The 12472-nt window shown below is 58.2% G+C and carries 13 protein-coding genes; 4 read left to right on the forward strand and 9 right to left on the reverse strand.

Annotated elements, in window-relative coordinates; genetic code table 11:
- Positions 1–11: 11 nt before the first annotated feature.
- The 9 genes from Y017_RS08345 to arsC all read right to left on the reverse strand — a co-directional run bounded on the left by Y017_RS08345 (position 12) and on the right by arsC (position 8116).
- Positions 12–1319 carry a DUF58 domain-containing protein gene (locus Y017_RS08345; protein WP_035460289.1) on the reverse strand — a complete coding sequence of 436 codons (1308 nt, stop codon included), beginning with the start codon at positions 1317–1319 and terminating at the stop codon, positions 12–14.
- Positions 1316–2287 (reverse strand): MoxR family ATPase, encoded by a 972-nt coding sequence (locus Y017_RS08350; RefSeq protein WP_035460290.1) that lies wholly within the window; start codon positions 2285–2287, stop codon positions 1316–1318. Before Y017_RS08350 ends, Y017_RS08345 begins: the two co-directional genes overlap by 4 nt.
- 70 nt (positions 2288–2357) lie before the next feature.
- Positions 2358–3683 carry a DUF4350 domain-containing protein gene (locus tag Y017_RS08355; RefSeq protein ID WP_035460292.1) on the reverse strand — a complete coding sequence of 442 codons (1326 nt, stop codon included), beginning with the start codon at positions 3681–3683 and terminating at the stop codon, positions 2358–2360.
- Positions 3676–5187, reverse strand: a complete 1512-nt coding sequence (locus tag Y017_RS08360) for a DUF4129 domain-containing protein (protein WP_035460293.1) — start codon at positions 5185–5187, stop codon at positions 3676–3678. The genes Y017_RS08355 and Y017_RS08360 overlap by 8 nt, the downstream gene beginning before the upstream one ends.
- Positions 5168–6151, reverse strand: coding sequence for a stage II sporulation protein M (locus Y017_RS08365; RefSeq protein WP_035460294.1), 984 nt, complete (start codon positions 6149–6151; stop codon positions 5168–5170). Before Y017_RS08365 ends, Y017_RS08360 begins: the two co-directional genes overlap by 20 nt.
- Positions 6148–6828, reverse strand: a complete 681-nt coding sequence (locus Y017_RS08370) for an RDD family protein (protein ID WP_051428730.1) — start codon at positions 6826–6828, stop codon at positions 6148–6150. The genes Y017_RS08365 and Y017_RS08370 overlap by 4 nt, the downstream gene beginning before the upstream one ends.
- On the reverse strand, positions 6818–7162 hold the full coding sequence (locus tag Y017_RS08375; RefSeq protein ID WP_011588827.1) for a DUF2069 domain-containing protein: 345 nt from the start codon (positions 7160–7162) through the stop codon (positions 6818–6820). The genes Y017_RS08370 and Y017_RS08375 overlap by 11 nt, the downstream gene beginning before the upstream one ends.
- Positions 7162–7755, reverse strand: coding sequence for an NAD(P)H:quinone oxidoreductase (wrbA, locus tag Y017_RS08380; protein ID WP_011588826.1), 594 nt, complete (start codon positions 7753–7755; stop codon positions 7162–7164). Before wrbA ends, Y017_RS08375 begins: the two co-directional genes overlap by 1 nt.
- Before the next feature lie 7 nt (positions 7756–7762).
- Positions 7763–8116 (reverse strand): arsenate reductase (glutaredoxin), encoded by a 354-nt coding sequence (gene arsC / locus Y017_RS08385; RefSeq protein ID WP_035460297.1) that lies wholly within the window; start codon positions 8114–8116, stop codon positions 7763–7765.
- A 91-nt stretch (positions 8117–8207) separates the two neighbouring features.
- Here arsC and Y017_RS08390 point away from each other — a divergent pair, with 91 nt between their 5' ends.
- The 4 genes from Y017_RS08390 (at position 8208) to Y017_RS08405 (ending at position 12300) form a co-directional block, all read left to right on the forward strand.
- Positions 8208–9497, forward strand: coding sequence for a YihY family inner membrane protein (locus tag Y017_RS08390; protein ID WP_035460299.1), 1290 nt, complete (start codon positions 8208–8210; stop codon positions 9495–9497).
- Between the two features lie 14 nt (positions 9498–9511).
- Positions 9512–9790, forward strand: coding sequence for an acylphosphatase (locus Y017_RS08395; protein WP_011588823.1), 279 nt, complete (start codon positions 9512–9514; stop codon positions 9788–9790).
- Entirely contained in the window at positions 9790–10665 is an 876-nt protein-coding gene (locus Y017_RS08400) for an alpha/beta fold hydrolase (protein WP_035460300.1), read from the forward strand. The genes Y017_RS08395 and Y017_RS08400 overlap by 1 nt, the downstream gene beginning before the upstream one ends.
- 126 nt (positions 10666–10791) lie before the next feature.
- Positions 10792–12300 (forward strand): fumarate hydratase, encoded by a 1509-nt coding sequence (locus Y017_RS08405; protein ID WP_011588821.1) that lies wholly within the window; start codon positions 10792–10794, stop codon positions 12298–12300.
- Positions 12301–12472: the final 172 nt, after the last annotated feature.

Below are 12472 nucleotides of genomic sequence, written 5' to 3' on the forward strand. Positions count from 1 at the left end.
CGGTAATCCGACTAAAGCCGGCCACTGCGTTTCAGTGCCAGATATAAATGATTCAACTGCTGGGGCATGTTCTGGGGCGTGGCGCTGGTGACCAAGGCGCCCGCGTGGCGCAGGCGGGTGTGCAGCTGCTGGCGTTGCTTTTGTTCCTGGGCATCGGCACACAGGGTTAACGCCTGATCAAAATCTTCCACCGGCTGGCGCGCGAGGGCTTCCTGCTCTGGCAGCAGCATATCGGCGATCAACACCAGATGATGGCGGCGCATTAAACCAACCGCGCTGAGCAGATCATCCCGGTCTTCGTGCTGCAGCCGTGTTACCAGCACCACTAGCGCCCTTCGCCGGCTATGACGCACCAGCTGACGCGCTGCCAGGCTGAAGTCGCTGGCATGCCGGCTGGGATGCAAATCGTACAGCCCGTTGAGCAAATGGTTGATGCCATTTTGCCCCTGTACCGGTGGTAGCCAGCGAGGTTGATCGCCGGAGAACAACATGGCGCCAGCTTTGTCTTTTTGTTTGAGCGCACTCCAGGCTAGCAGCAGTGACGCATTCAGCGCATGGTCGAAGCCGGTGAGTTTGCCCACCGGCATGCCCAGCCGACGGCCACCATCGAGCATGATTAGTACTTGCTGATTTTGCTCATCCTGATACTCCCGGCTGATCAAGCTGCGGCGGCGCGCAGTGGCTTTCCAATCGATCTGCCGCAGGCTGTCGCCAGGGTGGTACTCGCGTAATTGGTGAAACTCCATGCCTTCGCCACGGCGAGGTTTGAGCCGCGTGCCGGTGAGCAGAAAGGAATGGTTGGCATCCAGCTGGGTTTGGCTGAGGCGGGAAAAATCCGGGTAGACCGGCACCGTGCAACGGGCCGGGCAAATTTTGCGTAGTGACCAGAAGCCCAGCTGGCTGGGAAACCAGAATTCCAGATCACCGAAATTTACCGGGCCACGTCGGCTGGGGCGGTAATGGTAGGTGAATTCGGTGAGCTCATTCTCGGCCCGGGCAAGCTGACAGGGCAGACCGGTTAGCATGTCGTCGCCGGGGTGATGGTCTGCCAGGGTGACGGTTGCGGGCAGATCGGCGGAGGTGATGCGTACCTTGATGGGATGCGGCTGCTGAACGGATAGGGCATTGGGGACGATGCGCTGTGCTGCTGGCGGCGGGCGGCGCCAGCCATGCAGCAAGTCGAGCAGGGCGAACGCCGCCAGTACAGCACCGGCTGCCCACCACAGCAGGCTGGCGATGTTGCTACTAAAAAACAGCAGCGAGATCGCGCTCAAGGCCCAGAGGGCCACGGCGAGGAGCAGGCGTGGGGCTGGCTTCATTGCCGCGGTGCTTCCACTTGGTCCAGCAGGCGGGCCAGTGCCGTCTCCGGGGTCTGCCCTTCGATTTCTGCGTCGGCGCTGAGTTGGATGCGATGGCGCAGTACGGGGCGAGCGACCTGCTGGATGTCGTCTGGGGTGACGAAGTCACGGCCTTCGAACATGGCATGAACGCGGGCCGCCCGGGCCAGCGCAATACTGGCCCGGGGGCTAGCGCCATGGGTCAGTCCGTTGAAGTCGCGAGTAGCGCGGACGATGCGCAGGGCATAGTCCAGCACTTGCGCGTCGATCAGTACGTCGTTGCTGAGCGCTTTCATGGCCTGCAAGCCGACCGCATCGGTGGCCGGGCTTAGGCTTTCCACATCCAGGCTGGCGCGGATGGTGCCGTCGAGCACCATGTTCACCAGCCGGGTTTCATCATCGTGGGCCGGATAATCAATCAACACTTTGAACAGAAAACGGTCCAGCTCCGCTTCTGGCAGCGGGTAGGTGCCCTCCTGGTCTAGCGGGTTCTGGGTGGCGAGCACCATGTAGGGTTCGCTGAGGGTGAAGGCCTTGCCTTCGATGGTGATTTGCCTCTCCTGCATCACTTCCAACAGGGCTGCTTGGGTTTTTGCCGGTGCCCGGTTGATCTCATCCGCCAACAGTAGCTGGGTAAAGGCCGGGCCGCGACGGATGCGAAATTGCTCGGTCTTTTGGTCGTACATGGCGTGGCCGGTCACGTCGGTGGGCATCAGGTCCGGGGTGAACTGGATGCGGTTAAAGTCTAGCTCCAGTACCCGCCCCAGGCTGCGTACCAATAGGGTTTTGCCTAAGCCGGGCACGCCCTCGATAAGCACGTGGCCGCCGGAAATAAGTGCGATGAGCACTTCACGGACAACCTGTTGTTGGCCAATCAGCACCTGATTGAGCCGGCTTTCAATGTCGTGGGCCAAGGCGGCCGCATCGGCGAGGGTGGCGGGTTGGCTCATATTGTTGTCCTTTTACGTTTTAACTGACGTTGGCGTGGTTGTCCGCGCCACTGTACCGCTGGAACCGGCATCAGTGACGGCAATTTTTCAGCGATTGTAATAATGAGACCTGCTGCGTGAACCGGTCTCGGGTGTCTGCTTGGCTCTGTAGTGCCGCGTCCAGTTCTTTTACTGGCACCGACAGCGCTTTTGCCGCCAGCGCCAGAGCCTTATTGCGTTGGTGATGGAAACGGAGCAGCTGTTGTTCTGCTTGTTTGCGCAGCTCTGCCAGCAGGGCCATTTGTTGGTTGGTGCGCCACTGAAAGTAACCGCTGGCGTGCAGGTGTTTCAGGTAATCACGGCGGCTTTCTTCGCGGGCTTGCTGCCGTGGCCCCTGGCGAGGAATGCGATGCCATAGCCACAGAACCAGCAAGATTAGCAGGGCAAACGCCAGCGCAGGGGCTTTTAGCCACAGCCACTGGGCCAGGGGCGGCATGGCCACCGAGCGGACAAACCACACGGGTTCTGCGCCGGTAAGCCAGGCCAGCAGCCAGGCATGATCGAAGTAGAGCAGCCGCTCGCTGGACCACAGGCTCAAATCGGTTAGCACGGAAATTTGCCCACTGCCAAGGCTCAGTTGTACCAGCTGGCTGCCGTAATCATTATCTGCGTAGCCGGTGATTTCCACCGGCCATTCCAGGTGCGGGGCGTTGCCTTCTTCCTCGTCCCAGCTGTCGTGCCAAATCACATAGTCACTGAATAATTGCACCCGGCGATCTGGCTCGTTGTCACTCACATGCAAGGTCAGCGGTGTGGGTTCTGGTGGGGCATCACAGGCTAGCCGTGCGCAATCTTCGCGGAGTGCTTCGTTGTCGCTATGCAGACAATATTGCAGTGGGCTGTCGACAAAAGTCGGCAGGGCCATGAGCAGATCGCGTATTGCATCTTCTTGCCCAGCGTCACTGGGCACCGGAGAGTCCCACACGGTGATGCCTAGCGCGAATAACAACGGATCGTTATCTTGCCAGTCGCTGGCGCTAGCGTCAGATGCCTCGAGTATGCCGGGAAGAGGGCGCGCCTCCACTACCAGCTTGCCGCCGTCCTGCACCCACTCAAGCAGAGCGTTAACTTGGTTAGAGGTGAGCATGCCGCGGTGTTTATCGATCACGAGGGTGGTGCGGGTGTCTGGCAATGGGAATAGGGCGGCGGCACTGAGAATGCGTTTAGAGGGCTGGCCCCGTTGTGCCAGCCATTGCTGGGCGGCGCTATAGGGGTTGCGGGTAATGCTGCTGTCCGGCGCCACCCGTTTCATGTAGGTGACTGGCTCAGTGAGGGCGTAGTAGCCAGAGACCATGGCAAGCAACAGGGCAGCCAGTAGCCAGGGAAAAGCGCGGCGCAGCCGGGCGGTTTTACCCATGGTCTGCCTCCAGCGGATCCATTTGCTGCCAGTGCTGTGCCAGCGTGCGGACCTGTTCGTCACTGACCGGACGGTGGGCCCAGGCGGTGCTGATCCAAGCCTGGGTAAGGCGTTGCAGGTAGTCAATGGGTAGTGGGTTGCCGTGCTGCTGTTGCAGGGTGCGCAGGCATTGCTGCTCGGTGCTGCCTGCTGCCAGTGGCACCGGGTAGCGTGCCAGAACACCGGCCAGGGTGGCACGCATCAGTACGGCGAGAGCGGCGCGGGTATCTCCAGCCTTGAGTGCCTCTTCTACGGCCCGGTTCAGGTTTTTAGGCAGGCTGCGGTTACGAATATCCAGCCCGGCCACGTGGGTGGGAATGACCGGGCGTTTGTCTGAGTGATGCTTGCGCAGGCCGAACTGGTTGGCAACCTTGACGATCAACCACAGCGCCAGTGCCACAAACAGTGTCCAGAAAATCGCCCATAACAGGGCATCAGGAATATTCACGGGGGCGCTGGACGTATCGACTTTATCACCGTCCAGGATATCGAACAGAAACTCCCAGAGTTTTTCCATCCAGCTTTCGGAGTCACTGTTATCCCGGTTTATCCACTGCCGTTCGGTGTGCTCTTCCAGGGGCATGAAGTCTGGACTGGCCAGCAGTTCGATCACTTGTTGTTGTTCGCTGGTTGTGGTGCTTGAGGCGGCTGTTTGCGCCTGAGCGGGTTCCATAAACGGTGCCGCCAACATCAATACCAGCAGGGTGGCGATGATATTTTTGGCCGCGCGGCGGCGTTCTCCCAGCCGGGAGAGTCCGAGTTGCAGGTCCCAGCCCTCCAGCCAGGTGCGCTTGTTCAAGTAGAGGGCAAAGCCACAGGCTACATAGAGGGGCTCGGTGACACACAGCACCAGATAGAAACACAGCCCGGAGATAGCCAGTTGTAATGCGCTTTGTTCATAGAACCAATCACTAAACTCCAGGTTGAATTGCCAGGGCACCAGCATGTACAGCAACGCCATTAGCCCGAAGGTCATGAACTGTTCCAGGTGCAGTATCAGCAGGGTCAGCATGCCGCCCCGATTGGACGGGTAGCTGTTGAGTACTTTGAGTCGCTGGCTGGCGGTGTCTCCTTTCACTTGTTCAAGTTGCCACACGCAGGCATTGAAACTGCGCAGGGGGCTCAGGCGTCGCCAAGTGAGCTGGCCGGCCAGTCCGGGCAGGGCGTAACTGGGCCAGCGTTTAAGCAAGGCTTTTAGGGTGAGGGTTTCTCCAAACAGGGCATGGCTGTAAAAGGCCAACAGAGGCCGCTCCCACAGGGGCTTGAGCCACCAGAATACGAAGAGCGGCCAGAGGCTGTTGTCCACCGCGGCCAGTGTTAGCAGTAGGGCATACGGCACCGCGGTAAATAGCAGCCACACAGCGGTAATGGGCCCGGCCCAATGGCGGTAGAACTGCGTGCCCAGATCTGTTGCCTGCCAGGGGGTGCGCGGCGCTAGACGAGCGCTAGCCTTCTCGAGTTCCATCCCGCCCCCCGAAGAAAAGATACAGATACAAAAGGACCCAGCAGGCTGCGCCCACGCTGTATTTGATAGCCGCCGCCAGGTCCCGTGGTGACCAGAACGCTTCAATAAAGGCCGCCAGCAGTAACAGAGCAAACACTCCGTACATGGTGGGCAGCGCATCCCGGGCCGCCAGGCGCAGGGCGTCCAACCGCGACCAGGGGCCGGGAGCAATAATGGCCCAGCCAAGCCGTAGCCCCGCGCCACCGGCTAGCACAATGGCGGTAAGCTCTGGGGCGCCGTGGGCAATCACAAAGGTGAAGAAGGGTTCTTGGGCACCCACGTTGATTAAGTGCCCGGCGGCGGCGCCAAAGAAGCTGCCGTTGAACAGCATCACCACCAGCGCGCCTACGCCTAACAGCAAGCCGCTGGCGAAGGTACGGAAGGCGATGCCGATATTGTTCTGGATATAATGGCCGAACATCATTACATCGTCATCGCCGCTGCGCTCGCTCTTCATGCCCGCCTGGTTATCCGGCTGGTACATGCTTTCCAGGCTGGTAATGCTGGCTTCGTCCACCACGGAGTAGATCATTTCGGGTTGTTGATGCACCAGTGCCCATACCAACGCCATAGACAGCACGAAGGTCAGGGCGCTGACCAGATGCCAGCGCCACTGGCGGCGGACTGCTTGGGGGAAGTCGCTGGCGATGAAGGTACCGATACGATCCGCTAGTGAGGGGTTGTAGCGATACAGTTGACGATGGGCGCGGAGCATCAGGTTGTTGAGGAACTGTTGCAGCTGAACGCTGTAGCCCCTTTCGCGGGCTAGGGCCAGTTGATGGCAAAGCTTGCGGTAGTCGGTAACGAAGGTATTCAGGGGCAGCGTGTTCTTCTTGCTTACGTGCAGTGATTCAAGCTGCTCCAGCTGGTTCTCCAGTGCCTGCCATTGCGAACGATATTGTTGTTCAAAGCGGGCCTGTTTCATGCTGGGCCCTCCACCAGATAGCGGCTGACGGCCTTTAGGCGTTGTAATGCTTGGGCCGGTGTCAATTCAGGGTAAACCAGCAATGCCAGCTCTTGCTGGCGAGCGTCAGAAAATTGTTCATGGCGCTCATAGAATGCCAGCAAGGCTAGCTGATCATCACGATTCAACGGCCAGTCCGGGGCCTGGCTTTCGCCACGGCGATGCTCGCTGATTGCGGGCGTCTCTTCCACGTGGATAACCAATGTATTGGCGGCCATGTCACCAAGCCGCTGATAACGAGGGCTCATCAGGGTGCAGACAAACCCGAGTAGGTAGAACAGGGGAAAGGCGTCGGCGGTGCGCAACAGGTTGCGAATCAGGCTGCCGTTGAAGCTCAAGGGGCTGCCGTTAGCGTGGACCACCACAATGCCCATGGCTTTTTTACCGGGAGTTTGTCCGTGACGAAAGGCCTCAAACAGGGTGGGGTAAAACCATTCCAGCACGAAGGCCAGAATCAGCAGCAGCCCCATGCCGGCCTTGCCCAGGGCTGCCAATATAGCGGCAAGCGCTCCGTAGATCACCAGCCGAATGGCCAAGTCGATGGCGTAGGCCAGTGCCCGAGGCACCGGCCCGGCCAGCGACAGGCTGAGCATGGCACCTTCTGGTGTTTCTACTTCCAGACGTTCATCAATCAGCATTCTGGCCCTGACGAATTTGCAGCGCGGCAAACACAAAGACCATGACGGTGAGTGTAGTTTTGACTATGGCTAGGGTACGGACCGGGGGTGGATCCAGAAGCTGGATCGCATAACCACAGAAATAAAACAGTATTAGGAAGCACAGCCAAGTGGCTTGGCGACGGTTCCCGCTAATCACTGCAGGAATCATGAGGAACAGCGGCAGGTACAACACTAGTGCAATGATCACACTGGAAGCGATATGGGCATCTGGCGGCGCCAGAGTGAACAGGCCACTGATGCCGACAAGCAAAAGCAGGGCGTAGCTAATACGAAGTAAAACGAGGTTCATCATCAAGCCTTCAGTTGGCGGGCCAATAACGCCAGGCGTTTGCCCAGTGCACGTGCCAGGGTGATTTCGTGTTCGGTCAGTGCCGGGTCGCCCTGGCTGCCGGAAACATGGGTGGGACCGTAGGGTGTGCCACCGCTTTGGGTATCCAGCAAGGCGGCTTCGGAGTAAGGAACACCGGCCAGCACCATACCGTGGTGCAATAAAGGCGTCATCATGGAAAGCAGCGTGCTTTCCTGACCGCCGTGCAAGCTGCCGGTGGCACTAAAGACGCCCGCAGGCTTGCCGATCAGGGAGCCGTTCATCCACAGCTCGCTGGTCTGATCAATGAAATATTTCAGCGGCGCGGCCATATTGCCAAAACGGGTGGGGGAGCCCAGAGCCAGACCCTGACACCCGGCCAGATCATCCAGTGTGGCGTAGGGCGCACCCTGATCCGGGATTGCCGGTTCACTGGCTTTGCAGTTAGCAGATACCGCGGGAACGGTGCGCAGGCGGGCTTCCATTGCGGTGCTTTCAATACCGCGAGCCACCTGTTGTGCCAGGTTGGCAACGCTGCCGTTGCGGCTGTAATAAAGCACCAGTACATAATCGGTCATGGGCGATTTAGTCCAATAACGTCAGGGCGTTTTCCGGTGGGCGGCCGAGAACGGCCTGATCCCCTTTAACGACGATGGGGCGCTCAATCAGTTTTGGGTACTGAGTCATGGCGGTAATCACATCGTCATCGTTGCTCTGCGCGGTGAGTCCTGCGGTTTTGTAATCCGCCTCCTTGTTGCGTACCAGGTCATGGGCACGGGTGAATCCCAGCTTGGTGATGAGACTCTTCAGGGTGGCGGCATCGGGAATATCGTCCAGATACTTTACGATGATGGGGGTAATACCCCTTTCTTCCAGTAACGCCAGAGTCTGCCGCGATTTGGAGCAGCGTGGATTGTGGAAGATAGTGTAGTCGCTCATGAGATTGCATATCCTGTGTCGTAACGCTGTCATTGTAAGCTGCACAGGGGTGGTGGCAAGGGTAGGGTCAATGAGAAAGGATGCGAAGTGTATGGAGAATGAACAGCCGGTAATTCCAGTGCAGGCCCGATTCAATTCCATTAAGGCATTTTTTGTGCTGCTGGTGCGCCAGTTTAATGAAGATGGCTGCCGGCAGAGTGCTGCGGCGCTAACCTACACCACATTGTTTGCCATCGTTCCCGTGATGACGGTGAGTTTTGTGGTGCTTTCCTCCGTGCCCGCGCTGCAAGGCAAGAGCGCCCAACTCCAAGAGTGGGCGTTTGAGTATTTTGTTCCCTCGGCGGGCAACATGCTGCTCGATCACCTGCAGTCCTTCGCCAAACAGGCCACCAACCTCACCGTGCTGGGCATTGTGTTCTTGGTAGTGACGTCAGTTTTAATGCTAAGTACCGTCGAGCAAACCCTGAACCGTATATGGAAAGTGCAGACGCCGCGTAAAGGGTTGGTCAGCTTGTTGATGTATTGGGCTCTGTTGTCACTGGGCCCGATTTGCCTGGGTCTGGGTCTGGCGATCACTTCCTATCTCACCTCGCAGGCTATTTTCAGTGACACGGTCAGTTATCTGGGCGGGGTGCGATTGTGGCTGGCTGTGCTGCCGTTCCTGTTCACCACCGCCATGCTGACACTTATGTACACGGTGGTGCCCAACACCACGGTTCCGTTTCGCCAAGGCGTGTTAGGGGCGGCGATGGCGGCGCTATTGTTCGAATTGGCGAAAGGGGCCTTTACCTTTTTTATCAAACAGGCTCCCAGTTACCAGGTGGTGTATGGCGCCTTCGCTGCCGTGCCGGTATTTCTGCTGTGGATTTATATTTCCTGGACCATTGTGCTCGGTGGTGCGGAACTGGTGCGGGCATTAGTGGTGTTTCAGGAGCACCAGCGCCAGGTGCCACGCATGCATGCCCTGGTGCGTTTGCTTAATGTTTTCTGGCAGCGTCAACAGAGCGGCAAGGTGCTGCGCAGCAAAGAAGTTCGTCAAGTGATGCAGGAATCGGGTATCAGCCAATGGGATGAATTTCGCAATCTATTAGTGAACGCAAATTTAATCCGACGCACTGACGAGGGCGGCTACATCCTCAGCCGCGATCTGCGTAATATATCGCTGGGCCAATTGGTAGCCATGCTGCCTTGGCCAGCGCATACCCAGCTAAGGGTTAGGCAACAGCCCGAGTCATTACCATGGGAGCAAGCATTAAAGTCACGCATGGATGAGGCCCGCGAAGGCATGATGGCGCCCTTGGATATTAGTCTGGATGCATTGTTCAGTGCTCCATCCGCAGAGAAAGAGCGGCACCCTGAGCAACAGGGCCGCAACGATTGACCACGGGGAGAACCATGACGACGAAGCATGTACTGGTGAGTGGCATTGTGCAGGGTGTAGGCTACCGGGCCTGGGCCCGGCAGGAAGCCACCCGTCGCAACCTCACGGGTTGGGTTCGTAACTGTGCTGATGGCCGGGTGGAGGCTCTGCTAGAGGGCGAAGCCGATGCAGTGGACGACATGCTCAATGCCATGCATCAAGGCCCGGCCTTGGCACAGGTGGACAGAATTCTGGTGGAAGAGGGCAATAATGATGACGATGGCCCCCGTTCCACGCACTTTGAGGTAACGTGATGAAACAGGTTGAGCTGGTCAATGGTGATCTGCGTTTTCCTGCCTTGATGGCCGGTAATGGCGAGCCGGTTATTTTGCTACACGGTTTTCCCGATACCTACGAAAACTGGGCGGTGCAGATTAATGCCTTGGCGGATGCGGGGTATACGGCTATCGCACCGGCTCTGCGCGGTTACTCCCCCGGCTGCCAGCCGGGCAATGGCGACTGTTCCCTGTATGCCGCTGTGGATGACCTGATGGTGTTTGCCGCCCAGTTAGGGGGGCGTGTGCATTTAATCGGCCATGACTGGGGCGCCGTGGTGGGTTATCTGGCCTGTGCTCAATCTCCGGAGACTTTCTGTTCGTTCAGTGCCTTGGCTATTCCGCCGGTCCGTCGCATTCCCCAAGCCCTGCTAAAGGTACCGGAACAGGTGTTATTGAGCGGCTACATGCAGTTTTTCCAGCTGCCGCTGGCACCGGAGGCCTGGCTCCAGCGAGGTGATCTGGATGGCGTGACAACGTTATGGCAACGCTGGTCGCCGGATTGGGAGCCGGGGCTTTATCTGGACAATGCCAAGCACACCTTGGCTGAACCGGGGGTAATTCCCGCTGCGTTGTCTTGGTATCGGTCATTATTCAAAGTGTGGAAAAAAGAACACCGTCAGGTTAGGGGTTGGTTAGGCTTGAATATCGCTACGCCTACCCAAATTTTAATCGGCGAAAACGATGGTTGCATGAGCCCCAAGCTGCTGGAACATACCCTTGTTGAAAGTGACTTCAGTGGCGGCGTGGAGCTTCAGGTACTGCCCAATGCCGGGCATTTTCTGCACCTGGAGCAGCCAGAAGCGGTCAATCACCATCTGATTCGGTTGCTTAATAATACCCAGTGCGAATGAAGACACTGCGTTAATGAGGCGAGTGGCAGGGGGGCGGCTAATCCTGGCGTTCCCACCGTTGATTTTCGCCCCCTTCATACTCTGCGCTATACTACGCGCCCCTATTTTCCCAGCAGGAGTAATCCCATGACGGTGATTCGCCAGGATGACCTGATTCAGAGCGTGGCAGATGCCTTGCAGTACATCTCTTACTACCACCCGGTGGATTTCATCCGCGCGGTGAAAGAAGCCTATGAAAAGGAAGAGAGCAAGGCAGCCAAGGACGCCATGGCGCAGATCCTGGTTAACTCCCGCATGGCGGCCATGGGCCGCCGGCCCATCTGCCAAGACACCGGTATCGTAACCGTGTTCGCCAAAGTGGGCATGAATGTCACTATCGAAGGCGACATGAGCCTGGATGACATGATTAACGAAGGGGTGCGCCGCGCCTACAACCATCCGGATAATGTCCTGCGTGCCTCGGTGCTGGCGGACCCGGACGGCAAACGCGCCAACACCAAGGACAACACCCCTGCGGTGATTAACTATTCCATCGTTCCCGGCGACACTCTGGAAATCGACGTGGCGGCCAAAGGTGGTGGTTCCGAAGCCAAATCCAAATTCGCCATGCTCAACCCGTCTGATTCCGTGGTGGACTGGGTGCTGGAACAGATTCCCAAGATGGGCGCCGGTTGGTGCCCGCCGGGCATGCTCGGTATTGGTATCGGCGGCACTGCCGAGAAAGCCATGCTGATCGCCAAAGAATCCCTCATGGACCCCATCGACATCCACGAGCTACAGGCCCGTGGTGCCCAAACCCGCTCTGAAGAGCTGCGCCTGGAACTGTTCGAAAAAGTGAATGCCCTCGGTGTGGGCGCCCAGGGCCTAGGTGGCTTGACCACCGTACTGGACGTGAAAGTGGTGGATTACCCCACCCATGCGGCCAACAAGCCTGTGGCGCTGATCCCCAACTGTGCGGCGACCCGCCACGCCCACTTCATTCTCGATGGCTCCGGCCCGGCAGACCTGAAAGCCCCGGATCTGGAAGAATGGCCGGACATCGCCTGGGGTAATGACGAAGGCGCCAAGCGCGTGAACCTGGACACGGTGACCCCGGAAGAAGTGCAGACCTGGGAACCGGGCGACACCTTGCTGCTGTCTGGCAAGCTGCTCACCGGCCGAGATGCCGCCCACAAGCGTATGGTGGACATGATTTCCAAAGGCGAAAAGCTGCCCGTGGACTTCACTAACCGCTTTATTTACTACGTAGGTCCGGTGGATCCGGTGGGTGATGAAGTGGTCGGGCCAGCAGGCCCTACCACCGCCACTCGCATGGACAAGTTCACCCGCACCATGCTGGAAGAAACCGGCCTGATCGGCATGGTGGGTAAAGCCGAACGTGGCGACACCGCTATCGAAGCCATCAAGGACAACAAGGCCGTATACCTCATGGCGGTGGGCGGCGCTGCCTACTTGGTCTCCAAAGCCATCCGCAAATCCCGCGTAGCGGCGTTTGAAGATCTGGGTATGGAAGCCATCTACGAATTCGAAGTGGAAGACATGCCCGTCACCGTGGCGGTAGATTCCACCGGCGAATCGGTACACAAAACCGGTCCGGTCATCTGGAAACAGAAGATCGCTGAAAAGAGCGCGTAGTACGTACTACACTCTCGACACAAAAAAGCCGCGCAACTGCGCGGTTTTTTTGTGGGCGAGCTTTCTGTACCGTTGTATTGGTTCAGGCAAAAGAAGAAGGCAAAATATTGAGTAATGCGCTAGCGGGGAAGCTTGTAACTAGCTGATTTATTGGTTTTTATCTTTCAATATG

This window comes from Alcanivorax sp. 97CO-5, assembly GCF_000524665.1.
In the GTDB taxonomy this organism is placed as follows: domain Bacteria; phylum Pseudomonadota; class Gammaproteobacteria; order Pseudomonadales; family Alcanivoracaceae; genus Alcanivorax; species Alcanivorax borkumensis.

Coding starts and splice junctions, on each gene's coding strand:
- Y017_RS08345 (WP_035460289.1), bottom strand. CDS start 1,319: ATGAAGCCAGCCCCACGCCTGCTCCTCGCCGTGGCCCTCTGGGCCTTG.
- Y017_RS08370 (WP_051428730.1), bottom strand. CDS start 6,828: ATGCTGATTGATGAACGTCTGGAAGTAGAAACACCAGAAGGTGCCATG.
- Y017_RS08355 (WP_035460292.1), bottom strand. CDS start 3,683: ATGGGTAAAACCGCCCGGCTGCGCCGCGCTTTTCCCTGGCTACTGGCT.
- Y017_RS08400 (WP_035460300.1), top strand. CDS start 9,790: ATGAAACAGGTTGAGCTGGTCAATGGTGATCTGCGTTTTCCTGCCTTG.
- arsC (WP_035460297.1), bottom strand. CDS start 8,116: ATGAGCGACTACACTATCTTCCACAATCCACGCTGCTCCAAATCGCGG.
- Y017_RS08405 (WP_011588821.1), top strand. CDS start 10,792: ATGACGGTGATTCGCCAGGATGACCTGATTCAGAGCGTGGCAGATGCC.
- Y017_RS08365 (WP_035460294.1), bottom strand. CDS start 6,151: ATGAAACAGGCCCGCTTTGAACAACAATATCGTTCGCAATGGCAGGCA.
- Y017_RS08390 (WP_035460299.1), top strand. CDS start 8,208: ATGGAGAATGAACAGCCGGTAATTCCAGTGCAGGCCCGATTCAATTCC.
- Y017_RS08350 (WP_035460290.1), bottom strand. CDS start 2,287: ATGAGCCAACCCGCCACCCTCGCCGATGCGGCCGCCTTGGCCCACGAC.
- wrbA (WP_011588826.1), bottom strand. CDS start 7,755: ATGACCGATTATGTACTGGTGCTTTATTACAGCCGCAACGGCAGCGTT.
- Y017_RS08360 (WP_035460293.1), bottom strand. CDS start 5,187: ATGGAACTCGAGAAGGCTAGCGCTCGTCTAGCGCCGCGCACCCCCTGG.
- Y017_RS08375 (WP_011588827.1), bottom strand. CDS start 7,162: ATGATGAACCTCGTTTTACTTCGTATTAGCTACGCCCTGCTTTTGCTT.
- Y017_RS08395 (WP_011588823.1), top strand. CDS start 9,512: ATGACGACGAAGCATGTACTGGTGAGTGGCATTGTGCAGGGTGTAGGC.